This is a genomic window from Stenotrophomonas sp. PUT21, assembly GCF_052232875.1.
Classification (GTDB): Bacteria; Pseudomonadota; Gammaproteobacteria; order Xanthomonadales; family Xanthomonadaceae; genus Stenotrophomonas; species Stenotrophomonas maltophilia_N.
This window is the reverse complement of record NZ_CP197645.1, coordinates 2,103,608-2,126,846: the sequence shown is the minus strand read 5'-3', so window position 1 is coordinate 2,126,846 and position 23,239 is coordinate 2,103,608. Positions and strand designations below refer to the sequence as shown.

Genomic DNA, 23,239 nt, shown 5'->3' with positions numbered 1-23,239 from the left:
CATGGCCGGGATGGTCGAGTGCTGGTTACAGCGGATCGCAGCACAGGTACACGCCGTGCCCGCCATAGGTGCAGTTCGGCTGCTCGGCACATCCGGCCAACGGCTTGGGCTGGCTGGAGGTGGCCAGGGCCTGGCTGGATGCGAACGCCAATGCGCAGACAACGGCGATACCACCAAAAACCGAGATGAGTTTCTTCGACTTCACGGTGTTTCTCCTTGGGTAGGTGACACGGGGACAACCGGTGGTGCGCGAAACGGCTTACCGGGCCGCCGGGTCCGTCAGCGGGCAGCAGGTGCCGTCCGGATTGGCGCCGTAGTCGCAGTGTGGCGCGGCCTTGCAGCCGGACAGCGCAGCGGGCGAAGCGGATGTGGCGAACGCCTGGGCGGAAGCGAAGGCGAGCATGCCGGCGACGGCGAGGCCGCCAAGCAGGGACAGCGTGTGTTTCGACGTCATCGTTCAACTCCTTGGGATGGGAAGGACAACTGACGGAACTGTCGATCCGCCCCTTGAGCGGCGCGGAGAGACCTGGGGATGCGCCGCCCGGTGGCGACGCCAGAGGGAATCAGCCTGCCGGCGCGGGCGCCGCACTGCGCGACGCGTGGATCACAAATGCGCCGGTGATGGCATCGACCGAACGGTCCTTGAGCTGCCCGACGTGGCGGTAGATGATCCGGCCGTCCTCGATCACCACCACCATCGGCACCAGGGTGGTGTTGTAGCGCTGCCGGATCCGGTCGTCGGTATCGTTCACCACCGGAAACGCGAAGCCATGCTGGCGTGCGTAGTCCTCGGCGGTTTCATGCGGGGGCAGGCTGACGCCGACCATCTCGAAGGCGCGGTTGCCGTTGTTGCGGGCGGCGGCGTCCAGCGCCTGGATCTGTGGCACCGAGGCCAGGCAGAACCTGCAGGCAGGGGAGAAGAAATACAGGACTTGGCGGCCGCTGGCCGGGCCGGCGAGGGTGACCGCCTGGCCGTCCAGTGCGGTGGCGTCGAGTGCTTCGGGCTGGGCGCCTTCGGGCAGACCGTGCACGGCCTTGGAAATCTGTTCGACCTTGCTCACCAGCAGTGCCTGCTGCTGCCGCAGCTGGCGGTTCTGCACCGCCAGCGCTGTCATCAGCGCGGCCAGGACGACGATCAGAGCGAGGCTGCCGTACTTCCGTAATGCGGATGCGTCCATGCTGCTCCTTGGCCTTCGGCCGGATCCATGGCTGAGTAGGTGGGGTATATATCCGGCAACAAAAATCATTTGTCAAACACAAACTCCTGTGAATGAGACATGGGTTTCAATCCAGGCGTGGGCTATCAAAAGATCGGGGCGCGCCGGGCCTGCCGGGCCGCGCCGGATCAGTCGCAAACCCCCGTGAGGTAAACTGTCCGGGTGCCGCAGCCCTTCGCCACCGGCCATTGCTGGAGCCACCATGCCGTCCTCGACCCGTAAAGCCACCTCGCCCCTGATCGATGCCCAGGTGCATGTCGAGGGCTTCGTGCAGGTGCGTGAAGCGCGCCGGTCCGAGCTGGTCGAAGACTACGTGGAGCTGATCGCGGACCTGATCGCCGATGGTCGCGAGGCCCGCCAGGTGGATATCGCCACCCGCCTCGGGGTGGCACAGCCCACCGTGGCCAAGGCACTCAAGCGGCTGGTCAAGGAAGGCTGGGCGATCCAGCGCCCTTACCGCGGGGTGTTTCTGACCCCGGCCGGCGAGCAGCTGGCGGTGGAGATGCGCGCCCGCCACCAGACCGTGGAGCAGTTCCTGCTGGCGCTGGGCGTGGACGCCGATTCGGCGCGCCGCGATGCCGAAGGGATCGAGCACCACGTCAGCGAAGCCACCCTGGCCGCGTTCGAGGCGTTCGTGCGCAAGGCCAACGGCCATGGTTGAGCGCCTGGCGCCGCCGCCACCGCTGGGCGTGCCGGTGCACGACCAGGACGAACACTGGATGCGCCACGCGCTGGGGCTGGCCGAGCGTGCCGAGCGTGAATTCAACGAGATTCCGGTTGGCGCGGTGCTGGTCGGCGCCGATGGCACTGTCCTCGGCGAAGGCTGGAACCTCAACATCGCCGATCACGACCCCAGTGCGCATGCCGAAATCGTCGCGATGCGGCAGGCGGGCAGGGCGATCACCAATCACCGGCTGATCGGCAGCACGCTGTACGTGACGCTTGAGCCGTGCGCGATGTGCGCCATGGCGATCGTGCACGCACGCGTGGCGCGGCTGGTGTACGCGGCCACCGATCCCAAGACCGGCGCCTGCGGCAGCGTGTTCGACCTGATCGGCGACCCGCGCCACAACCATCGCGTGGAAATACACGGGGGCGTGCTGGCCAAGGATGCCAGCACCCGGTTGACCAACTACTTCCGCGCCAAGCGCGGCAAGCCGCCGCTGCTGCTGGAATAACGCCGCTGCAGCGACAGGGCCGTGACGCGTTGGCGGTATCATGGGCGCCTTATCCACACCGGGTCGCCGCGCAAGCGGTGGCCCAGCACAAGGCGAACACATGGCGGACAACGGCGCAGAAGGCGAGCGACTGATCTGGATCGATCTGGAAATGACCGGTCTGGACACCGATAACGATGCGATCATCGAGATCGCCACGGTGGTGACCGATGCGCAGTTGAAGGTGCTGGCCGAAGGTCCGGAATTCGCGATCCATCACCCGGTGGAACGGCTGGAGGCGATGGACGAATGGAACCGCAATCAGCACCGCCGCTCGGGTCTGTGGCAGCGCGTCGTCGACAGCACGGTGACCCTGGGCCAGGCCGAAGCGCAGACCATCGCGTTTCTGCAGCAGTGGATCAAGGCCGGTGCCTCGCCGATGTGCGGCAATTCGATCTGCCAGGACCGTCGCTTCCTGCACCGTGAAATGCCGCGCCTGGAGAAGTACTTCCATTACCGCAATCTGGACGTGTCCACGATCAAGGAACTGGCCAAGCGCTGGGCTCCGGGTGTCGCGGCGGGCGTCGGCAAGACCGCCAGCCATACCGCGCTGAGCGACGTCCACGATTCCATCGAAGAGCTGCGCCATTACCGCCAGTTCATGGGCGCGCTGTCGGGCCTGCCGGCCTGATCCGAACGCCGGGCACCGCCCGGTAGCGTGGCGTGCGCGCAGGCGTTCAGCCACTGGCAGGCGAGGCAACGAGCGGTAAACATCGGCGGCGCTATGATCGCGGCCATGAATGCCATCACCTCGCCGCAACCGCCACCGCTGGCGTCCTCGATCCTGCCCACCTCACAGGACTGGCGCGACCTGCAGCGCGCGGTGGACCTGCTTGAATCCCCCACGCTGACCGCCAAGATGGCGAACCTGATCGGTTCGCCGCTGGAGTTCGCGGTCAAACGGTTGCCGGATTCGGTGTCCCGCCGCATCCACGGCGCGGTTGAAGCGGCGCTGTTCAAATCCGCCCAGGCGGCGTTGTGGACGATGGACAATACGCCTGGCAAGGCCGCATCGACCCGCTGGCACAAACTGGCGGCGGCGACATCGGGGGCGGTGGGCGGTGCGTTCGGCTTCACGACGTTGTTCATCGAGCTGCCGGTCTCGACCACGATCATGATGCGGTCGGTGGCCGATGTCGCCCGCAGCGAGGGCTTCGACCTGCGCGAGATGAGCACCCGGCACGCCTGCCTGGAAGTGTTTGCGCTGGGGGGCAATTCCGGCAAGGACGATGCCAGCGAGACCGGCTACTACATCACGCGTGGCTTCACGGCCGAGGTGATGCGTCACTTGTCGGCCGAACTGGCTGGGCGCGCGGTCGGCGGCAGTCCGGTGATGATCGGGCTGACCCCCAAGGAAGCCGGCAAGTGGCTGGCCAAACTGGTGGAGAAAGTGGCCGCCCGCTTCGGCGTGGTCGTCACCGAGAAATTCGCCGCCCAGGCCGTGCCGATCGTCGGTGCGGTGGCCGGCGCCACGCTCAACACCATGTTCACCGACTACTACCAGGACGTGGCGCGCGGGCACTTCATCGTGCGCCGGCTGGAGCGCACCTACGGCTACGAGACCGTGCGGACTGCCTATTCCATGCTGGCCGCAGAGCGCAGCTGAGCGATCGTTGCATCGGCGGCACAACTGTTTTGCCGGCCCAGGCCTGTTGGGCCGGCGACGCTGTCCCCATCCTTGTCGGCATCACCGCTGCGGCGGCTCCCCAATCAAGGATTCCCATGCTGTTCTCCCCCTATACCCGCGGCGCGCTGACGCTGCCCAACCGTATCGTGATGCCGCCGATGACCCGCTCGCGGGCGGGCGAGGGCAACGTTGCCACGCCTCTGATGGCCGAGTACTACGCCCAGCGCGCCTCGGCCGGCCTGATCGTCAGCGAAGGCACCCAGATCAGCCAGCAGGGCCAGGGCTACGCCTGGACCCCGGGCATCCACGATGAAGCCCAGATGGCCGGCTGGCGTGTCGTCACCGATGCGGTCCACGCGGCCGGCGGCCGCATCGTCGCCCAGCTCTGGCACGTCGGCCGGGTCTCTCACGTCGCCCTGCAGCCGGGTGGCGCCGCGCCGGTGTCCTCGTCGGCCCTGCTGGCCGAGGGCGTCAAGGTGTTCGTTGATCCCGAAGGCCGCGGCCCGCAGAGCGGTGTCGGCGAGATGGTGCAGCACTCGATGCCGCGGGCCTTGGCGATCGAGGAGATCGCCGGGATCGTGCGCGACTATGCGACCGCGGCGCGCAATGCGATCGCGGCCGGCTTCGATGGCATCGAACTGCACGGTGCCAACGGGTATCTGATCAACCAGTTCATCGATTCCCAGGCCAACCAGCGCACCGATGCCTACGGTGGTTCGCTGCAGAACCGCCTGCGCTTCCTGCGCGAGGTGACCGAGGCGGTGGCCGCGGAGATCGGCGCCGAGCGCGTCGGCGTGCGTCTGGCGCCGCTGACCACGCTGCAGGGCGCGGTGGACGACACCCCGCAGGCGACGTACCTGGCCGCGGCGCATCTGCTTGATGCGATCGGGGTGGGCTATCTGCACATCGCCGAAGCCGACTGGGAAGACGCGCCGGTGATGCCGGTGGCCTTCAAGGAAGCGCTGCGAATGATCTACCGTGGCACGCTGATCTACGCCGGCAAGTACACGGTGGAACGTGCGCAAGAGGCCCTGGCCAAGGGCTGGGCCGACCTGATCGCCTTCGGCCGCCCCTTCATCGCCAACCCGGACCTGCCCGAGCGCCTGCAGCAGGGCCTGCCGCTGAATCCGCCGGACAAGGCGACGTTCTTCGGGGGTGGGGCGGAAGGGTTCACCGATTACCCGGTGGCGGAGACCGCCGAGGCCTGAACGCGCACCGGGTAGAGCTGACCGTTGGTCGGCTGCTCTCCCGCGATCCAGGGGGGGTAGAGCTGACCGTTGGTCAGCTGCTCTGCAATCCGACGGCGTGTATACGTCATCCGCCGCGCGACGCGCGGCAGCCGACCGATCGTCGGCTCTACCAGCCGACCAACGGTCGGCTCTACCCGGGCGGATGGTCTTCGGTGGGCCATCTGCACCACGAGAAGGGATACGCACCGATCACCTCCGCCAGGCCAGCACGGACCGGGTTGGCGAGGATGTAGGTGGCTTGGCGTCGCAGGTCTTCGTCCTTGCGCAGTGCGTGGTCGTAATAACCGGCTTGCCAGACAGGGCCGCTGCGGGCTGATTGGCGATTGATGAGCAGGCTGCTGCGCGATTTGAAGCGCTGCATGCATGCGCCCAGTGCGCCCTGCCGGAGCTGCATCAGCCAGTGCACGTGGTCTGGCATGACCACCCACGCAAGGTTGCAGACCCGATGCTCGTCTTCCATGGCATGCAGCACCTGCATGACATGCCTGGCCAGGTCGGGCTGGTGGAAGTGGGGTACACGCGCATGCGTGATGGTCGTCAGCGCGTACACGATGCCGATGCACGAGTGGCGGCCGTAATGAAGGCGTGGGCTGGGCATGCCTTCAGGATGCCCAGCGGTGCGCGGGGCGGCCATAAGGCGATGTGCCGTTGGGGTGTGGGGAATGGGCGCGTACAGCCGACCGATGGTGTAGCCGGCCGACGGAGCAGCCGACCGACGGTCGGCTCTACCGAGGCTGGTTAGCCGACCAACGGTCGGCTCTACCAGCGTGGATAGCCGACCGTTGGTCGGCTCTACCGATGCTGCACAAAACAAAACCCCGCTTGCGCGGGGTTTTGTTCTTCATCTCAACGCCGCAAGAATCAACCCTTCGCCTTGAGCTTGGCCAGACGCAGCCAGGTATCCACCACGGTATCCGGATTCAGCGACACCGATTCGATCCCTTCCTGCATCAGCCATTCGGCCAGATCCGGGTGATCGGACGGGCCCTGGCCGCAGATGCCCACGTACTTGCCCTTGGCGCGCGCGGACTTGATCGCCATCGACAGCAGCTTCTTCACCGCCGGGTTCCGCTCGTCGAACAGGTGCGCGACGATCGAGGAATCGCGGTCCAGGCCCAGGGTCAGCTGGGTCAGGTCGTTGGAGCCGATCGAGAAGCCGTCGAAGATCTCCAGGAACTCATCGGCGAGCAGCGCGTTGGACGGCACTTCGCACATCATGATGATCTTCAGGCCGTTTTCGCCCTGCTTCAGGCCATTCTGTTCCAGCACCTCGACGACCTTGCGGCCTTCTTCCAGGGTGCGCACGAACGGGATCATGACCCACAGGTTGTCCAGGCCCATCTCGTTGCGCACGCGCAGCACGGCCTTGCATTCCAGCGCGAAGGCGGCCGAGAAGCTCGGGTCGACGTAACGGCTGGCGCCGCGGAAGCCGATCATCGGGTTCTCTTCGTGCGGCTCGTAGTTGCTGCCGCCGATCAGGTTGGCGTACTCGTTGGACTTGAAGTCCGACAGGCGCACGATCACCGGGTTCGGGGCCACCGAAGCGGTCAGGGTGGCGATGCCTTCGGCCAGACGGCCGACATAGAAGCTGACCGGATCCGCGTAACCGGCGATCTTCTCGTCGATCTTCTTCTTGGTCGCCGCATCCTGGCGGTCGTATTCCAGCAGCGCGTTCGGGTGGATGCCGATGTGGCTGGCGATGATCATTTCCAGGCGGGCCAGGCCGATGCCGGCGTTCGGCAGCTGGCCGAAGTCGAAGGCACGTTCCGGGTTGGCCACGTTCATCATGATCTTCAGCGGCGCCGGCGGCATGTTGCCCAGGTCCGTGGTGGTGCGCTCGAACTCGAGGATGCCGTCGTAGATGAAGCCGGTGTCGCCCTCGGCGCAGCTGACGGTCACCTGCTGGCCGTCCTGGATCAGCTGGGTCGCGTTGCCCGAGCCGACCACGGCCGGCACGCCCAGCTCACGCGCGATGATCGCCGCGTGGCAGGTACGGCCGCCACGGTTGGTCACAATGGCCGAGGCGCGCTTCATCACCGGCTCCCAATCGGGGTCGGTCATGTCGGCGATCAGCACGTCGCCGGGCTGCACGCGGGCCATGTCGTCCAGCGACTTCACCACGCGGGCGGTGCCGGCGCCGATCTTGGCACCCACGGCGCGGCCTTCGGCCAGCACCTTGCCGTCCTTCTGGCTCAGCGCGAAGCGTTCGATCTGGGTGGCATGGCCACGCGACTTCACGGTCTCGGGGCGCGCCTGCACGATGAACAGCTTGCCGCTGACGCCGTCCTTGGCCCACTCGATATCCATCGGGCGGCCGTAATGCTTTTCGATGACCAGCGCCTGCTTGGACAGTTCCTGCACGTCCTCATCGCTGATGGAGAAGGTGTTGCGCAGCTCGGCCGGCGTGTCTTCGATGCGCACGCGCTCACCGGGGACATCCGAATAGACCATGCGGATCGCCTTGCTGCCCAGCGAACGGCGCAGGATCGCCGGCTTGCCGGCAGTCAGGGTGGGCTTGTAGACGTAGAACTCGTCCGGGTTGACCGCACCCTGCACGACCATTTCACCCAGGCCGAACGAGGAGGTGACGAACACCACGTCGCGGAAGCCGGACTCGGTGTCCAGGGTGAACAGCACGCCGGAGGAGCCCACGCCCGAGCGCACCATCAGCTGCACACCGGCCGACAGGAACACGTCCTCGTGCTTGAAGCCGTGGTGGACGCGGTAGGCGATCGCGCGGTCGTTGTAGAGCGAGGCGAACACTTCCTTGACCTTGAGCACGACATCGTCGGCGCCGGTCACGTTGAGGAAGGTTTCCTGCTGGCCGGCGAAGGACGCATCGGGCAGATCTTCGGCGGTGGCCGAGGAACGCACCGCGACCGCGACATCGCCGCCGCCGTTTTCGCTGCACAGCTTGGCGTAGGCAGTGCGGATGTCCTGATCCAGCGCCGGGTGGAGCGGGGCATCGATCACCCAGCCGCGGATTTCCTTGCCGGCGATCGTCAGGGCACCGACATCTTCCACGTCCAGCGTGGCCAGCTTGTCGAAGATGCGCTTGGACAGATCGTTATGGGCGATGAAGTCCTTGAAGGCTTCAGAGGTGGTTGCGTAACCGCCGGGGACAGACACCCCCAGACCGGCCAGATTGCCGATCATTTCGCCAAGCGACGAATTCTTGCCGCCTACGCGGGCCAGATCGGCCAGGCGCAGTTCGTGCAACCACAGGATGTTCTCGTTCAAGCGCGATGCTCCGTTTGGCCATCGCCCGAGGCGGGCTGGATGGCCACGTCCGTAGGAAGAAGCCGATATGATGCCGGGCAGACCGCTGTCGGCACAAGCTTGTATCGACAGCCTTTTTAAGCTTCGGAGGGGGTAAAAGCCGTATGTCGACGATCCGTCCGGTGTTCTACGTGTCCGATGGAACCGGTATCACCGCTGAAACCATTGGGCATAGCCTCCTGACCCAGTTCTCCGGGTTCAGCTTCATCACCGACCGGATGTCGTTCATCGATGATCCGGAAAAAGCGCGGGAAGCCTGTGAAAGGATCCGTGCAGCGGGCGAGCGGTACCAGGTCCGGCCCATCGTGGTCAGCTCCTGCGTGGACAGCGGGCTGAGCATCATCCTGGCCGAAAGCGGCGGATTGATGCTGGACGTGTTCGCTCCCTTCATCGAGCCGCTGGAGCGGGAACTGGCGGTCAACCGGCATTCCCGGGTCGGCCAGGCGCACGGCATGGTGGACTTCGAGACCTACCATCGCCGCATCAACGCGATGAACTTCGCGCTGACCCACGACGACGGCATCGCCATCAATTACGACGATGCAGACGTGATCCTGGTGGCCGTGTCCCGGGCCGGCAAGACCCCGACCTGCATCTACCTGGCCCTGCATTACGGGGTCCGCGCGGCCAATTACCCGCTGACCGACGAGGACCTGGAGCAGGACCGGCTGCCGCCGCGGCTGCGCCCTTACCGCAAGAAGCTGTTTGGTCTGACCATCGACCCGGACCGCCTGCAGCAGATCCGCCAGGAGCGTCGCCCGAACTCGCGTTATGCCAACCTGGAGACCTGCCGGCGCGAGGTCGCCGCCGCCGAGACCATGTTCCGGATGGAGCGGATCCCGACCCTGAGCACCACCCATACCTCGATCGAGGAGATCTCGAGCAAGGTGCTGGGCACACTGGGGCTGCAGCGCGAGATGTATTGATCCGGCACGCCGGCGTGAACCGGTGGCGGGCCGCCCCTTTGGCCGGGCCGCTGCCGCCCCCACGTTGGGAGATCAACGTGTAGGATCGACCCATGGCCCAGGCATCGCCCCGTATCGAACGCATCCCCCGGCTCAGCCGCCTGAGCTGGTTGATGGGCCTGTACGCCGAGAACTACCAGCACCTCGTGCGCCTGTTCGCACCGTCGGAACTGGTGCCCGGCAGCTACGTCTCCTCGATCGGCGATGGGCTGGATGTGCGCCTGGATGTGATCGAGTGCCACCGCTATACGGTCGAGCTGCGCCTGACCTACGACTTCGCCGATCCGGTCACCGGGCAGCCGGATCCGTCGGCCTATGTCCGCCTGTACCGCGATGCCCGGCAGGCCGAGACCACCCATTGCTACGTGGGCCGCCGCTGGCAGGATGTGGTGGGCATGTACCCGCCGCCGGCCGAGCTGATCAGCCACCGCATGCGGATGAACACCTTCCTCGGCAAATGGCTGGAATACCTGGCCGAACGGGGTCACGGCGTGGCGACGTTGCGTCACGATGGCGCGGTGGCGGCACCGGCCGACGCGCGCCGCACCAGCCTGGTGCCCTGAGCCGTCCCCGGACGGATCACGCATAATCGGGGGTCTGTGTTCCCGAGCGTGTGCGAAATGCCCTATACCCCCATCGTGGCCACCCTGGGCTACGTGCTGTCCTCCGACGGCAAGCAAGTGCTGATGATCCACCGCAATGCCCGCCCCGGTGACCTGCACCTGGGCAAGTACAACGGGCTGGGCGGCAAGATGGAGCGCGACGAAGACGCCGCTGCCTGCATGCGCCGCGAAATCCGCGAAGAGGCCGGCATCGAGTGCGGCACCATGCGCCTGCGCGGCACGATCAGCTGGCCGGGCTTCGGCAAGAATGGCGAGGACTGGTTCGGCTTTGTGTTCGTCATCGATGACTTCACCGGCACGCCGCTGACCTCCAACCCGGAGGGCACCCTGGAGTGGGTGGACGTGGACAAGATCGACAGCCTGCCGTTGTGGGAAGGCGATCGCAGCTTCCTGCCGCTGGTCTTCGACGACGAACCGCGCGCATTCCACGGGGTGATGCCGTACCGCGACGGCGCCATGCAGTCCTGGAGTTACACCCGGCTGTAGTGCCGGGCGGCGGCCGACGCTACCGACGCGCGAGCAGCAGGTGGAAGTGCTTGCTCACCGCGCGCCCGTCGTTGCTGCGCCCGCTTTCGTGATGCGCCCGCCAGGCCTGCACGGTCAGCCCGGCGCTGCGCAGGGCCTGCTCGACCTCGGCCAGTTCGTGCAGGTGGAAGCCATGCGCGGCGAAGGGCAGGGTGCGCATGAAGGCGGCATCGCCGAAGGCCAGGCAGAGCCGGCCGCCGGGGCGCAGCACGCGCGCCAGCTCGGCGAAGGCGAATTTCAGCTCGTCCCAGAAGTACAGGGTGTTCACCGCCAGCGCTGCGTCTACGCAGCCTGAGTCCAGCGGCAGAGCATGCGCATCGCCGAGGCGGACGTCGGCACGATCCTGCAGCCCGCACGCGAGCAGCAGCGCATTGCCTGCATCCACCATCGCCGCGGACACATCGACCCCCACGTAGGCACTGTGCGGTGCGCGCAGCAGATCCGGTGCGAACGCAGCATTGCCGGGACCGATCTCCAGGATCTGCTCGCCAGCGGTGACCGACAGAAGGGCGATGGCGGCCCGGTTGAGGTCGCCGTTGCTGCGGTTCATGGACTCGGCCACGGCAAGCGCATGCTCGCCGTGCGGGTGGCGCAACTGGGCGGCCAGATCATCGGGGGAAAGCACGCGCAAGACTCCTGTCGGTGGGCGGCAGGACCTGGCGGCGGCGGAGTCCATCCGCCAGCTTAGCCCACTGGCGGCAGCGATGGGCGCCGGTGTGAAGGTCAATCGCGCGGCCACGATGAGGATCGGTGATCAACAAATCACCACGGTCGCGTCTATTGAGACTGAGTTGTCCACAGGGGGTGTGGATGACTCGTGGGCAAGTTTGTGGATAAGCCGCGTCGGCCCCCGCCGGTGCTCGCTGTCAAGATGGGTGGCCAAAAATTCACCGCAGGTCGCCTTGGCGTGAACGCCGCGGCAAACCCGGGGTACGGGGGCGTAGGGTGGGCTGTCCGGGCGCGGGCCGCACGCGGTACTCTCTTGCGATTGCCGCCAACCGATCTTTCATGAAACGTCACTTCTCGATGTTGCGCGAGTTCCACCTGGCCGACTGGTTCACCCTGGCCAACGCGTTCTGCGGCACCGGGGCGGTCTTTGCCGCCATGCGCTATCTGCAGGATGGCGAGCGCAGCTATCTGCTGTTCGGCATGGCCCTGATCCCGCTGGCCTTCATTTTCGACGCGCTGGACGGGCGCATCGCCCGTTGGCGCAAGTCCAGCTCGACCCTGGGCCGTGAGCTGGACTCGCTGTCGGACATCATTTCCTTCGGTGTCGCCCCGGCCGCGCTGGCCTACGCCTGCGGCATGCAGGGCGGCTGGGACTGGCTGGTGCTGAGCTATTTCGTCTGCTGCGGCGTCAGCCGCCTGGCGCGCTACAACGTGACCGCCGAAGCCCTGGCCGGCGAAGGCGACAAGGTGCCGTACTTCGAGGGCACCCCGATCCCAACCAGCCTGGCGCTGGTGGTGGTGCTGGCCGTGGCGGCCAGCGTCGGGGCGACCGGAGCGGAGCTGTGGCTGGGTCAGTGGCAGCTCGGCCCGTGGCAGCTGCACCCGCTGGTGCTGCTGTTCGCGCTGTCCGGCTCGCTGATGATCAGCAAGACGCTGCGCATCCCCAAGCCGTGAGGCAGGGCAGCGCGGCATTGCTATCATCGTTTCCCGAGACGGGAGGACGGTCATGACCACGGCGGGCAGTGGCAGCGGCGCAGGCGATGTAGAAGCCCTGGCGCGGCAGTATTTCAGTGCCTGGGGTGATGCCCTTCGGCATGCTGCGGCACCGCCGGGACATGCCGCCGGCCCCGAGGGGCAGGGCAACTGGCAGCAGGCGATCGACTGGTGGGCGCAGATGATGCCCAACGCGGCCAGCGGCCCGGCCGATGAAGCCGTGCACCGCTTCCGCGAACAGGCCGGTGGCTGGTACGGGACCATGCAGCAGGTGGCTGCGCAGTTCGCCGGCCGCGACACCACCAGCGCGGAGGTCGCGCAGGCGTGGCGTACGGCGGTGCTGGGGCAGGGCGACGGGCTGCTGCAGTGGATGCTGCAAGGCGCGCGTGGCCACACTCATCCCGAGGGGCCGGACCTGCTGCAGCTGCTGGAAACCCTGCAGCGGCAGCTCGGCCCGTGGCTGCAGAGCCCGGCGTTCGGTCCCGGCCGCGAGCACCAGGCCCGCTGGCAGGCGTTGCTGCGCGCCCAGCAGGACTACCAGGCGCACTCGCGCGATTACGTGGAACAGATCAAACAGGCGCTGGACGATGCGTTCACCCTGTTCGAGCAGCGCTTGGCCGAACACGAACAGCCCGGCAACCAGCTCACCAGTGCGCGGGCGATGTTCGATCTGTGGATCGACGCGGCCGAAGAGGCGTACGCGAAGGTCGCGCTGTCCGAGCCGTTCCAGGCGGTCTACGCCGCGCTGGGCAATGCCCAGATGCGGTTGCGCGCGGCCACCCAGCAGGAAATCGAGCGGCTGACTGAAAGTTTCGGGCTGCCCACACGCACCGAGATGGATGCCGCGCATCGCCGTATCGCCGAGCTGGAGCGGCTGGTGCGGCGCATGGCCGGAGGTGCGGGCCCTGGCAGGCCGGCCACCCCGCCGGTTGCCCCGAAGAAGGCAGCCCCGAAGAAGGCAGTCTCGAAAAAGGCAGCATCAGCACAGAGCAAGCCACCCATGCGGGCGAAGGCGGCGAAAGCCGGCAACGCCGGCAAAGCTGCTGCAGCCACCAAGCCGCTGAAGCCCACCTCCAAGCCCCGGAAGCGCAGCGCATGAAAGGTCCCCTGGGCTTCAACGCCGAAGACCTGCTGCAGGAAACCCTGGCCATGCAGCGCAAGCTGATGGATGGCCTGAAGCTGCTGCCTTCGGTGGACGATGTCGATTACGGCGTGACCACCCGCGAGGAAGTCTGGCGCGATGGCAAGGTCACGCTGTACCGGTTCGTCGGCAGCGAAGCGCCGGTGCGCCGGACGCCGCTGCTGATCGTGTATGCACTGGTCAACCGGCCGTACATGGTCGATCTGCAGACCGACCGCTCGCTGGTGCAGAAACTGCTGGCGCTCGGGCACGATGTCTATGTGCTGGACTGGGGCTACCCGGATCGCTCCGAGCGCTACCAGACGCTGGAGGATTACCTGCTGCGCTTCGTCGATGGCGCGGTGGATCACCTGCAGGCGCGCAACGGCGGCGAACCGATCAACATGCTGGGCATCTGCCAGGGCGGCGTGTTCGCGCTGTGCTATGCCGCGCTGCGCCAGGCCAAGCTGGCCAATCTGATCACGATGGTCACGCCCGTCGATTTCCACACCCCGGACAACATGCTCTCGCACTGGGCGCGGCAGGTGGACGTGGATCTGCTGGTGGACACGCTGGGCAACATCCCGGCCGATCTGATGAATGCCAGCTACCTGATGCTCAAGCCGTTCCGCCTCAACGTGCAGAAGTACGTGGGGCTGCTCGACATTCTCGATGACAAGGATGCGCTTGAAGATTTCCTGCGCATGGAGAAGTGGATCTTCGACTCGCCCGACCTCGCCGGCGAGGCGTTCCGTGACTTCATCAAGCAGTTCTACCAAGGCAATGGCCTGATGCATGACGGCGTGCGCATCGGTGACGAAACGGTCGACCTCCAGCAGGTCACGCTGCCGGTGCTGAACATCTATGCCGAGCAGGACCATCTGGTCCCGCCGGATGCGTCACGCGCGCTGCGCGGCCGGATCGGCAGCACGGATTACACCGAGAGCAGTTTCCGCGGCGGCCATATCGGCATCTACGTGTCCGGCCGTGCCCAGCGCGAAGTGCCCGGTACCATCACCGGGTGGTTGGACGGGCGTTCGCAATGAAGCGCTACGCAATCGCCTGGTTGGCCGTGGGTCTGCTGGCGGTCGGTTCCGCCCACGCGGCGCCGAACGAGACGGCCCGCCGCGAGATCGCCGGCCTGATCGGCGCGCTGGAGGGCTCCAGTTGCCGCTTCCAGCGCAACGGCAGCTGGCACGATGCGCCCGAGGCGCGCGCCCACCTGCAGCGCAAGTACGACTACCTGTTGAAGAAGGACAAGGTAGATACCGCCGAGCAGTTCATCGAGCGTGCCGCCATTCAGAGCAGCATGAGCGGCAAGCCCTACCGGATCGCCTGTCCCGGCCAGCCGGAGACGACGGCGGCGGTCTGGTTCGCCGCCCGGCTCAAGGCGCTGCGCCAACGCACCCCGTAGACACGGTTCGCGTTAGAGTCGGCCCATTCCGGCTCGAGACCCCGTGCATGAACACACCGCCGCGTCCGCTGTCCCGCTCGCTCAACGACCGCATGATCGCCGGCGTCATGGGCGGCATCGCGCATCGTTTCGGCTGGAACGTCACCCTGGTCCGGGTGCTGTTCGTGCTGATTTCCATCGGCTCGGCCGCCTTCCCCGGCATTCTGGTCTACCTGATCCTGTGGCTGTTGATCCCCAACGAGGCCGATTGAGCTTGCCGGCGGTGCTGCTGCGCGCGCTGCAGGGGCTTGGCGCGCTGTGGACCTCACCCAATACCCTGATCGGTCTCGCCGCTGGCACCGCCGGCATGCTGGCCGGTGCGCGCCCGTCGTGGAACGGGCGCGACTGCGCGATCGTGTTCCGCGAATTTCCCTGGGGGCCGGGCGGGGCGATCACGCTGGGCAACGTCATCCTGCACACGGGGCCAATCCTCGATGTGCCGTGCCGCACCTACGCGCACCAGGCCGGCCACGCCACCGAGCCGGTGATCGGCCTGCACGATCACGAGCGTGCGCACGTCTACCAGTATCTGGTGCTGGGGCCGTTGTACCTGCCGGTGTATCTGCTCTGCGGCGGAGTAAGCGCGCGCAATCCGTTCGAACGCGCTGCAGACGTGTATGCGCTGCACGGGAAAGGCTGGTGGCCGCGATGACGTTATCTCCGCGTTAAATCCATGTAAGAAAAACGTCGACAACACGACGTCATCTGCATGCAAAAAAACGTTATTAGCCTGCATGACGAACCAGTCAGGTTTGCCGGGGTAAGCTTGCACCGCTGTATCAGCAATAACGTTTCTGGAGGAACACATCACATGGCAATCGTTCTTTATGTCGGTGGTAGCAAGGATGGCGACAAGGGCCTGGTGCCCCATGGCTTCAGCAAGTCCCAGGCCGATACCGAGCTGGGCCGGGAGATCTACACCGAGCGGTTCATGGAGCTGCAGGGGGTAGGCAAGGTGCGGGTGATGGCGTTGGAGTCGATGCACGATGAGATCGTCCACCAGCGCGCGGCCGTGCATTACCGGTAAGCCAGCAGGACCGTAAAGGCGCCCGGTTGTCGCGGGCGCCCGCGCCGGCATCCCAGCCCCACGCAAGGATGCCGGCGTGAACACAGGTTCCCTCGTGTGGTCACCGCCACGGGGCGACAGGTTCGGCCCGGACTGTCAACGGCTTTCGCCCGCCGCCCGGCATCGCCAGAATGGGTTCTTTCCGCAAAGCGGCTCCGGCCGGAAGCAATGCCTGACATCAAGCTCGCGCAGCAGATCGCCCAGACCATCGCCGATGAGATCGGTGCCCAGACCGCCCAGGCCCTGGCCGCCATCGCCCTGTTGGACGAAGGCGCCAGCGTTCCGTTCATCGCCCGCTACCGCAAGGAAGTCACCGGCGGGCTGGACGATACCCAGCTGCGCAACCTCGAAACACGCCTGACCTACCTGCGCGAACTGGAAGACCGCCGCGCCGCGGTGCTGTCCAGCATCGATGAGCAGGGCAAGCTAAGCGACGAACTGCGCAACGAGATCCTGGGCGCGGACACCAAGTCGCGGCTGGAAGATCTGTACCTGCCCTACAAGCCCAAGCGCCGCACCCGCGCCCAGATCGCGCGCGAAGCCGGCCTGGAGCCGCTCGCCGATGGCCTGCTGGCCGATCCGGGCCTGGACCCGCAGGTATTCGGCGCGACCTTTGTCGATAGCGACAAGGGCGTGGCCGACGTCAAGGCAGCGCTGGAAGGCGCCCGCGCGATCCTGATGGAGCGCTGGGGCGAGGATGCCGCGCTGGTCGGCGAACTGCGCACCTGGCTTGGCGAGAACGGCGTGATCCGCGCGCGTGTCGCCGAGGGCAAGGAAGAGCAGGGCGCCAAATACCGCGATTATTTTGAGCACGCCGAGTCGCTGGCGAAGATTCCGTCGCACCGGTTGCTGGCGCTGTTCCGCGCACGCCGCGAGGAAATCCTGTTCCTGGAACTGGACCCCGGCAGCGACGCCGAGGCCGGCAATCTCTACGCCGAAGGCCGCGTCGCGCACAACGCGGGTATCCGCGATGCGGGCCGCCCGGGCGACCGCTGGCTGCTCGACGCCTGCCGCCTGACCTGGCGCGCCAAGCTGCACATGCACCTGCTGCTGGACCTGTTCAACCAGGCGCGCGAGAAGGCCGAGGCCGAGGCGATCTCGGTGTTCGGCGACAACCTCAAGGACCTGCTGCTGTCCGCCCCGGCCGGCCCCAAGGCCGTGCTCGGCCTGGACCCGGGCATCCGCACCGGCTGCAAGATCGCCGTGGTCGATGCCACCGGCAAGCTGGTCGCCACCGACACCATCTACCCGCACGAGCCGCGCCGCCAGTGGGACCAGTCGCTGCACACGATCAAGCAGCTGTGCGTGCAGCACAACGTGGAGCTGATCGCGATCGGCAACGGCACTGCCAGCCGTGAGACCGACAAGCTGGCCGGTGAGGTGATCAAGGCGCTGGGTGACACCAGGCTGCAGAAGATCGTGGTCAGTGAAGCCGGTGCCTCGGTGTACTCGGCCTCGGAGTTCGCGGCCAAGGAATTCCCGAACCTGGACGTGTCCATCCGCGGTGCGGTGTCGATCGCCCGCCGCCTGCAGGATCCGCTGGCCGAGCTGGTCAAGATCGAACCGAAGGCGATCGGCGTCGGCCAGTACCAGCACGATGTGGACCAGTACCGCCTGGCGCGCGCGCTGGATGCGCGCGTGGAAGACTGCGTCAACGCGGTCGGCGTACACGTCAATACCGCCTCGGCGGCGCTGCTGTCGCGGGTATCGGGGCTGTCGTCCACCGTGGCCGAGAACATCGTGCGCCATCGCGACGACAACGGTCCGTTCAAGCGCCGCAAGGACCTGCTGAAAGTGCCGCGCCTGGGCGAGAAGACCTTCGAGCAGTGCGCCGGCTTCCTGCGCATCGCCGATGGCGACCAGCCGCTGGATGCATCGTCGGTGCACCCGGAAGCCTACCCGGTGGTCGAGCGCATCGTGGCCGCCACCGCGCGCCCGATCAAGGCGCTGATCGGCGATGGCAGCTTCCTGCGCGGCCTGAAGGCGGAACAGTTCACCGACGAGACCTTCGGTGTGCCGACCGTGCGCGACATCCTGAAGGAACTGGAGAAACCCGGCCGCGATCCGCGCCCGGAGTTCAAGGCGGCACGCTTCGCCGACGGTGTCGAGGAACTGAAAGACCTCAAGGTCGGCATGATCCTGGAAGGCGTGGTCAGCAACGTGGCCGCCTTTGGTGCCTTCGTGGACATCGGCGTGCACCAGGATGGCCTGATCCATATCTCCGCGCTGTCCGATACCTACGTCAAAGACCCGCGTGACGTGGTCAAGGCCGGTGACATCGTCAAGGTGAAGGTGCTGGAGGTGGACGTGGCACGCAAACGCATCGCGCTGACCCGCCGCCTGGATGACACCCCGGCGCCGGCCAAGGCCCCCGGTGAGCGCGATGCGCGCCCGGCGGGTGGCGCTCGGCGGGAGGGCGGGGCGGGCAATGGTCCGCGCAACGGCAACCGCGGTAGCGCGTCCGGCCCGCGTCCCGGGAGTGCGGCACCGCCGGCCAACAATGCGCTGGCCGACGCCTTCGCCCGGGCCAAGCGCGGCGGCTGATCCCGCTGTCGGTGCCCGCCAGAGGCCGCCTTCGGGCGGCCTTTGGCGTTTTCGAGGGTCCCGGTGGCCGGGGGCACTTCTGGTTTGACGCGCGTTTACGCACACTTCCCGTTGAATGCCCGTAGGGTGGGTGGACGGCGGGGAGCCCAGATGACAGACGACCAGGCAGGACCGGGCAACCGGGCGGGCCGCAGCGCCGATCACCGCGCTGGCACAGGGCTGTGCGCGGCGTGTCGGACCGGGGCGCACGCATGAGCCGGCAACCGGATGCCCCGCTTGATGCGGCCGCCGCGCTGCGCGACATGGCCGAGCAGCGGCATCGGCTGGAAATGATCATCGAAGGTACCGCGGCGGGCACTTGGGACTGGGACATCGCGGGCAACCAGATGCGGGTCAACGAGCGCTGGGCGGAGATCGTCGGCTATACCCGCGAGGAACTGGCCCCGATCACGCCGGACACGTTCTTCCAGCTGGTGCATCCCGACGATCGGGCGCAGTCGGATGCGCTGCTCAACGAGCATATGGAGGGGCGCTCGCCGCACTACGACAGCCTGTGCCGGATGCGGCACAAGCAGGGTCACTGGATCTGGGTGCAGGACCGTGGCCGCGTCTACGAGCGCGATGCGCAGGGCCGCCCGCTGTGGATGGCCGGTGCCCACGCCGATGTCACCGAGCTGCAGCAGGCCCGCCAGGAGGCGGCCAACATGCGCCAGCGCCTGCAGGCGGTGGTGGATGCCTCTGACGAGGTGGCCGTGATCGCTACCGATGTCGATGGCGTGGTCAACCTGTTCAACACCGGCGCCCAGAAGCTGCTGGGCTATCGTCCCGAGGAGGTCATCGGACGGGTCAATCCGGGCCTGTTCCATGACCCGGACGAGATGCGCGCCTACCTGCAGCCCCAGGTGGGCCCGGAGGGGCGCATGCCGACCATTTTCGAGGCGCTGACCGCGCGCGCCGCGCAGGGCACCTGGTCGCACCAGTGGACCTTCCTGCGCAAGGATGGCGAGCGGCGCCAGGTGCGGCTGTCGATCAGCCCGCTGGACTGCGCCGGGGGCAACCGGATCGGCTACGTCGGCATGGCCGTCGACCTCACCCCGCTGCTGCAGGTGCGTGAGCAGGCGTTCGTCGCGGCGGAGAAGTTCGCCGGGGCGTTCTCCTCGGCCGCGCTGGGCATGGCCCTGGTATCGCTGGAAGGGCGCTGGCTGGACGTCAACGATTCGCTGTGCGGCATTCTCGGCTACACCCGTGCCGAACTGCTGCAGATCGATTTCCAGACGCTGACGCATCCGGACGATCTGCATACCGACCTGGCCCTGCTGGGCGACCTGCTGGCCGGGCGCCGCGAGCACTACCACATGGAGAAGCGCTACCTGGGCAAGGCCGGCAACCTGGTCTGGGGCCGGCTGTCGGTGTCGCTGGTACGCACGGAGAATGGCGAGCCGCTGCATTTCGTCTCGCAGATCCAGGACGTGACCGCCCAGCGGCTCAGCGGCCAGCAACTGCGTGAATCCGAGCAGCGCACCCGCGTCACCCTGGACGCGGTGGCCGATATGGTGCTGACCCTGGACCTGCACGGCGGCATCCAGTACGCCAATGCTGCGGCCACCCGCGCGCTGGCCGGGGAGGGTGCCGAGGCCCTGGCCGGCAGCCAGCTGCAGGAGGTGATGGAACTGACGACCGAGTACGCGCCGCGCTCACCGCTGGATGTGGCCGTGCTGCTCGACCCGGACAGCAATGCGGTCGACCTGCATTCGGACCTGCTGCTGTCCGTCGGTGCGCACCTGCTGCCGGTCGACCTCACCCGTGCCTGGCTGCGTGATGAGGACGGGCAGATCAGCGGCGCGGTCTGGGTGATCCGTGACGTCACCCAGCAGCGCGCCCGCCAGCGCGAAGCCCGGCACCTGGCCGAGATCGACCCGCTGACCGAGCTGAGCAACCGGCGCGGCTTCGAGGCGCACCTGCAGCAGGCCATCACCCGGGTCGCGCGGACCGGGCAGTCGGCCTCATTGATGTACATCGACCTGGACCACTTCAAGCCGGTCAACGATACCCACGGCCATCTGGCCGGCGATGCCGTGCTGTGGGCGGTGGCCAGCGTGCTGCGGCACGGCGTGCGCGATTCGGACATCGTGGCGCGGCTGGGCGGCGACGAGTTCGCGGTGATCCTGGCCGGCTGTTCGCTCAAGCGTGCCCGCCGCATCGCCAGCGATCTGCTCGAGGCGATGCGCGGGCTGTCGATCCCTTGGGACCAGCGGCGGTTGAGCGTGGGCGCCAGCATCGGGATCGCCCCGCTGTTCGGGGGGATGAGCGTGGATGACGCCGTGGCCGCGGCCGACGCCCAGTGCTACCGGGCCAAAGCGATGGGGCGCGACAACGTGCAGGTGGAAGCACAGGCCCTGGGTGCCATTGACCCCCTCGATGCCCTGGATGCGAGCGAAAGTGGTGAGTGACGGCTGGGCCGGGCCGTGCCCCGGCCCCGCCGGTTGATGGCCCTAAAGCTTTCAGACTGTCCGCCGTTATATGACTCGCAGTTGCTGCCTGTCTGCTCACGTGGATACCTGGCCGTACACCTTTATTTAATGGTTCATGTTCGCCGGCTCGCCCGGTGTTTGAAGCCCATCGAAGCAACGTCATCCCCACTGGCGATCTTCGTGAGTCCCAGCCAACGGAATACCGCCACCGGGCCATGGCCCGGCGCTGACCTATTCGCTAACCGGACACCGAGGTCTAAAGATGATTACTTCAGGCTTGCACACGCATGTGCCAGGTCGTCGCAGCGACGCCGACGCAGGCTCGTTGTGGCACTCGTTCACGGCGTTGTTCGTTTCCCGCCGCGCCACTGGCGGCACCACGGCAGCGGCTGCCCTGCAGCAGCAGGCCGAGCTGGAAGAGCAGGTCAAGGCCCTGCACCGGGTCCAGGCGGTGATCGAGTTCCATCTCGATGGCACCATCGTGCATGCCAACGACAATTTCCTGCAGACCCTGGGCTACACGCTGGAGGAGATCCAGGGCAGGCACCACGCCATGTTCGTCGATGCCGAGTATGCGAAGAGCCGGGAGTACCAGGATTTCTGGGCCAACCTGGGCCGCGGTGAGTTCAACGCCGGCCAGTACCGGCGGATCGGCAAGGGTGGACGCGAGATCTGGATCCAGGCGTCTTACAACCCGGTGTTCGACAGCGACGGACGACCGTACAAGGTGGTCAAGTTCGCGACCGACATCACCGCGCAGAAATTCCAGGCGGCCGATTTTGCCGGCCAGCTCGCCGCGATCAACAAATCACAGGCCGTGATCGAGTTCGACCTCGAGGGCCGCATCCTGGCCGCCAACGAGAACTTCCTCGCGGCCATGGGCTATGCACTGGAGGAGGTGCGTGGCCAGCACCATTCGATGTTCGCCGAGCCCGAGCATCGCCAGAGCGCCGAGTACTAGGCGTTCTGGGCCAAACTCGGCCGCGGCGAGTACGACGCCGGCCAGTACAGGCGGTTGGGCAAAGGCGGGCGCGAGGTGTGGATCCAGGCCTCGTACAACCCGATCTACGACATGAACGGACGCCCGTTCAAAGTGGTCAAGTACGCCACCGACATCACCGCGCAGGTGCGTGACACGCTGGCGCTGCAGCAGGCGGTCGCGCAGACGCGCGAGGTGGTGGCTGCCGCGCAGGCCGGCGATCTGACCGGGCATATCGCCACCCAGGACAAGACCGGCCCGATCGCCGAACTGTGCGAGGGCATCAATGCGCTGGTCGAGGCGATGGCGGGGATCATCGCCCAGATCAAACTGGCCGCCGACACCATCGCGGTGGGTGCCAGCGAGATCGCCGAAGGCAACAGCGACCTGTCCGTGCGCACCGAACAACAGGCCGCTTCGCTGGAAGAAACCGCGGTGTCGATGAAAGGCCTGACCGCGACCGTGCGGCGCACGGCGGACAATGCCCGCCAAGCCAACCAGTTGGCCGGCGGTGCGGTCGAGGTGGCGGCGCAGGGCGGGCAGGTGGTCCACGACGTGGTCTCGACCATGTCGCTGATCAACGACTCCTCGCGTCGCATCGTCGACATCATCGGGGTCATCGACGGCATCGCATTCCAGACCAACATCCTGGCCCTCAATGCTGCGGTGGAGGCGGCGCGCGCGGGCGAGCACGGGCGCGGCTTTGCGGTGGTCGCCTCGGAAATCCGCTCGCTGTCGCAGCGTTCGGCCGAGGCCGCCAAGGAGATCAAGCAGCTGATCGGCGATTCGGTCGAGAAGGTCGGGGCAGGCACGCGCCAGGTCGAAAGCGCGGGACGCACCATGGACGAGATCGTGGTCAGCGTGAAGCGCGTGAGCGATCTCATGGCCGATATCAGCGCTGCAGCCCAGCAGCAGAGTGAAGGCATCGAGCAGATCAACCAGGTGGTCGAGCACATCGACGAGAGCACCCAGCAGAATGCCGCGCTGGTGGAGGAGGCTTCGGCGGCGGCCCGCAGCATGGAAGAGCAGTCCACGCAGTTGCTGCAGACGGTGGCTGCGTTCCGGGTGGCGGGGGCCGGTGCGCCTCGCACGGCGCACCTCAATCCCACTGCTGGCCAGCCCGCACTGCGTCTGGTCTGACTGCCGTGAGGGAACCGCTGACCGCGCGCCGCGGTAAACAGAGATGCACACGGCGCGCGGCCTTTGGGATACTCCACCTTTCACGCCAAGGTCGGAGTACA

The 23,239-nt window shown here is 66.8% G+C and carries 23 protein-coding genes and 1 pseudogene; 18 read left to right on the top strand and 6 right to left on the bottom strand.

From position 1 onward, the window contains the following. Positions 1–25: 25 nt before the first annotated feature. The 3 genes from ACTT2I_RS09850 to ACTT2I_RS09840 all read right to left on the bottom strand — a co-directional run bounded on the left by ACTT2I_RS09850 (position 26) and on the right by ACTT2I_RS09840 (position 1,178). Entirely contained in the window at positions 26–205 is a 180-nt protein-coding gene (locus ACTT2I_RS09850) for a hypothetical protein (RefSeq protein WP_088435391.1), read from the bottom strand. A 54-nt stretch (positions 206–259) separates the two neighbouring features. Continuing rightward, the gene (locus ACTT2I_RS09845) at positions 260–454 is read right to left on the bottom strand and encodes a hypothetical protein (RefSeq protein ID WP_421099795.1); all 195 of its coding nucleotides are present in this window, start codon (positions 452–454) and stop codon (positions 260–262) included. Positions 455–563: 109 nt separating this feature from the next. Beyond that, positions 564–1,178 carry a peroxiredoxin family protein gene (locus tag ACTT2I_RS09840; RefSeq protein WP_443096839.1) on the bottom strand — a complete coding sequence of 205 codons (615 nt, stop codon included), beginning with the start codon at positions 1,176–1,178 and terminating at the stop codon, positions 564–566. Positions 1,179–1,419: 241 nt separating this feature from the next. Between ACTT2I_RS09840 and mntR the strand changes: the two genes are divergently transcribed. The 5 genes from mntR to ACTT2I_RS09815 all read left to right on the top strand — a co-directional run bounded on the left by mntR (position 1,420) and on the right by ACTT2I_RS09815 (position 5,269). Beyond that, positions 1,420–1,878, top strand: coding sequence for a manganese-binding transcriptional regulator MntR (gene mntR / locus ACTT2I_RS09835; protein WP_088435394.1), 459 nt, complete (start codon positions 1,420–1,422; stop codon positions 1,876–1,878). Next, positions 1,871–2,395: a tRNA adenosine(34) deaminase TadA gene (gene tadA / locus ACTT2I_RS09830; RefSeq protein WP_088435395.1), complete on the top strand. Its 525-nt coding sequence runs from the start codon at positions 1,871–1,873 to the stop codon at positions 2,393–2,395. Before mntR ends, tadA begins: the two co-directional genes overlap by 8 nt. A gap of 100 nt (positions 2,396–2,495) precedes the next feature. Beyond that, complete coding sequence (gene orn / locus ACTT2I_RS09825; protein WP_088435396.1) at positions 2,496–3,065, top strand: oligoribonuclease; 570 nt, start codon at positions 2,496–2,498, stop codon at positions 3,063–3,065. A gap of 105 nt (positions 3,066–3,170) precedes the next feature. Then, positions 3,171–4,040: an EcsC family protein gene (locus tag ACTT2I_RS09820; protein ID WP_421099797.1), complete on the top strand. Its 870-nt coding sequence runs from the start codon at positions 3,171–3,173 to the stop codon at positions 4,038–4,040. Positions 4,041–4,156: 116 nt separating this feature from the next. Then, positions 4,157–5,269, top strand: a complete 1,113-nt coding sequence (locus tag ACTT2I_RS09815; RefSeq protein ID WP_088435397.1) for an alkene reductase — start codon at positions 4,157–4,159, stop codon at positions 5,267–5,269. Between the two features lie 172 nt (positions 5,270–5,441). Here the strand turns inward: ACTT2I_RS09815 and ACTT2I_RS09810 are convergent, their stop codons facing one another. After that, entirely contained in the window at positions 5,442–5,909 is a 468-nt protein-coding gene (locus ACTT2I_RS09810; RefSeq protein ID WP_172407622.1) for an REP-associated tyrosine transposase, read from the bottom strand. A 263-nt stretch (positions 5,910–6,172) separates the two neighbouring features. Next, positions 6,173–8,551: a phosphoenolpyruvate synthase gene (gene ppsA, locus ACTT2I_RS09805; protein ID WP_421099798.1), complete on the bottom strand. Its 2,379-nt coding sequence runs from the start codon at positions 8,549–8,551 to the stop codon at positions 6,173–6,175. Positions 8,552–8,694: 143 nt separating this feature from the next. Between ppsA and ppsR the strand changes: the two genes are divergently transcribed. The 3 genes from ppsR (at position 8,695) to ACTT2I_RS09790 (ending at position 10,664) form a co-directional block, all read left to right on the top strand. Then, the gene (ppsR, locus tag ACTT2I_RS09800; protein ID WP_019184148.1) at positions 8,695–9,516 is read left to right on the top strand and encodes a posphoenolpyruvate synthetase regulatory kinase/phosphorylase PpsR; all 822 of its coding nucleotides are present in this window, start codon (positions 8,695–8,697) and stop codon (positions 9,514–9,516) included. Between the two features lie 92 nt (positions 9,517–9,608). Continuing rightward, positions 9,609–10,118 carry a DUF1249 domain-containing protein gene (locus ACTT2I_RS09795; protein ID WP_088435400.1) on the top strand — a complete coding sequence of 170 codons (510 nt, stop codon included), beginning with the start codon at positions 9,609–9,611 and terminating at the stop codon, positions 10,116–10,118. Positions 10,119–10,175: 57 nt separating this feature from the next. Continuing rightward, positions 10,176–10,664, top strand: coding sequence for an NUDIX hydrolase (locus tag ACTT2I_RS09790; protein ID WP_421099799.1), 489 nt, complete (start codon positions 10,176–10,178; stop codon positions 10,662–10,664). A 19-nt stretch (positions 10,665–10,683) separates the two neighbouring features. On the opposite strand, the gene ACTT2I_RS09785 is transcribed toward ACTT2I_RS09790, so the two are convergent. After that, positions 10,684–11,334 (bottom strand): class I SAM-dependent methyltransferase, encoded by a 651-nt coding sequence (locus ACTT2I_RS09785; RefSeq protein ID WP_421099800.1) that lies wholly within the window; start codon positions 11,332–11,334, stop codon positions 10,684–10,686. A 377-nt stretch (positions 11,335–11,711) separates the two neighbouring features. Between ACTT2I_RS09785 and ACTT2I_RS09780 the strand changes: the two genes are divergently transcribed. The 10 genes and pseudogenes from ACTT2I_RS09780 to ACTT2I_RS09735 all read left to right on the top strand — a co-directional run bounded on the left by ACTT2I_RS09780 (position 11,712) and on the right by ACTT2I_RS09735 (position 23,138). Further along, positions 11,712–12,326, top strand: coding sequence for a CDP-alcohol phosphatidyltransferase family protein (locus ACTT2I_RS09780; protein WP_088435403.1), 615 nt, complete (start codon positions 11,712–11,714; stop codon positions 12,324–12,326). A 52-nt stretch (positions 12,327–12,378) separates the two neighbouring features. After that, positions 12,379–13,464: a class III poly(R)-hydroxyalkanoic acid synthase subunit PhaE gene (gene phaE / locus ACTT2I_RS09775; RefSeq protein WP_088435404.1), complete on the top strand. Its 1,086-nt coding sequence runs from the start codon at positions 12,379–12,381 to the stop codon at positions 13,462–13,464. After that, the gene (gene phaC / locus ACTT2I_RS09770) at positions 13,461–14,531 is read left to right on the top strand and encodes a class III poly(R)-hydroxyalkanoic acid synthase subunit PhaC (RefSeq protein WP_293981883.1); all 1,071 of its coding nucleotides are present in this window, start codon (positions 13,461–13,463) and stop codon (positions 14,529–14,531) included. Before phaE ends, phaC begins: the two co-directional genes overlap by 4 nt. Continuing rightward, positions 14,528–14,899, top strand: a complete 372-nt coding sequence (locus tag ACTT2I_RS09765; RefSeq protein ID WP_443096838.1) for a YfeK family protein — start codon at positions 14,528–14,530, stop codon at positions 14,897–14,899. Before phaC ends, ACTT2I_RS09765 begins: the two co-directional genes overlap by 4 nt. 47 nt (positions 14,900–14,946) lie before the next feature. Beyond that, positions 14,947–15,150, top strand: coding sequence for a PspC domain-containing protein (locus tag ACTT2I_RS09760; protein ID WP_019184139.1), 204 nt, complete (start codon positions 14,947–14,949; stop codon positions 15,148–15,150). Then, a complete protein-coding gene (locus ACTT2I_RS09755) occupies positions 15,147–15,590 on the top strand; it encodes a hypothetical protein (protein WP_421099802.1) in 444 nt (147 codons plus the stop codon). The genes ACTT2I_RS09760 and ACTT2I_RS09755 overlap by 4 nt, the downstream gene beginning before the upstream one ends. 159 nt (positions 15,591–15,749) lie before the next feature. Beyond that, positions 15,750–15,965: a hypothetical protein gene (locus ACTT2I_RS09750; protein WP_088435408.1), complete on the top strand. Its 216-nt coding sequence runs from the start codon at positions 15,750–15,752 to the stop codon at positions 15,963–15,965. Positions 15,966–16,172: 207 nt separating this feature from the next. Beyond that, positions 16,173–18,548, top strand: coding sequence for a Tex family protein (locus ACTT2I_RS09745; protein WP_293981877.1), 2,376 nt, complete (start codon positions 16,173–16,175; stop codon positions 18,546–18,548). Positions 18,549–18,799: 251 nt separating this feature from the next. Continuing rightward, entirely contained in the window at positions 18,800–20,998 is a 2,199-nt protein-coding gene (locus ACTT2I_RS09740; RefSeq protein WP_088435420.1) for a PAS domain-containing protein, read from the top strand. 283 nt (positions 20,999–21,281) lie between these two features. After that, positions 21,282–23,138 (top strand): annotated as a pseudogene (locus tag ACTT2I_RS09735) (methyl-accepting chemotaxis protein). Positions 23,139–23,239: the final 101 nt, after the last annotated feature.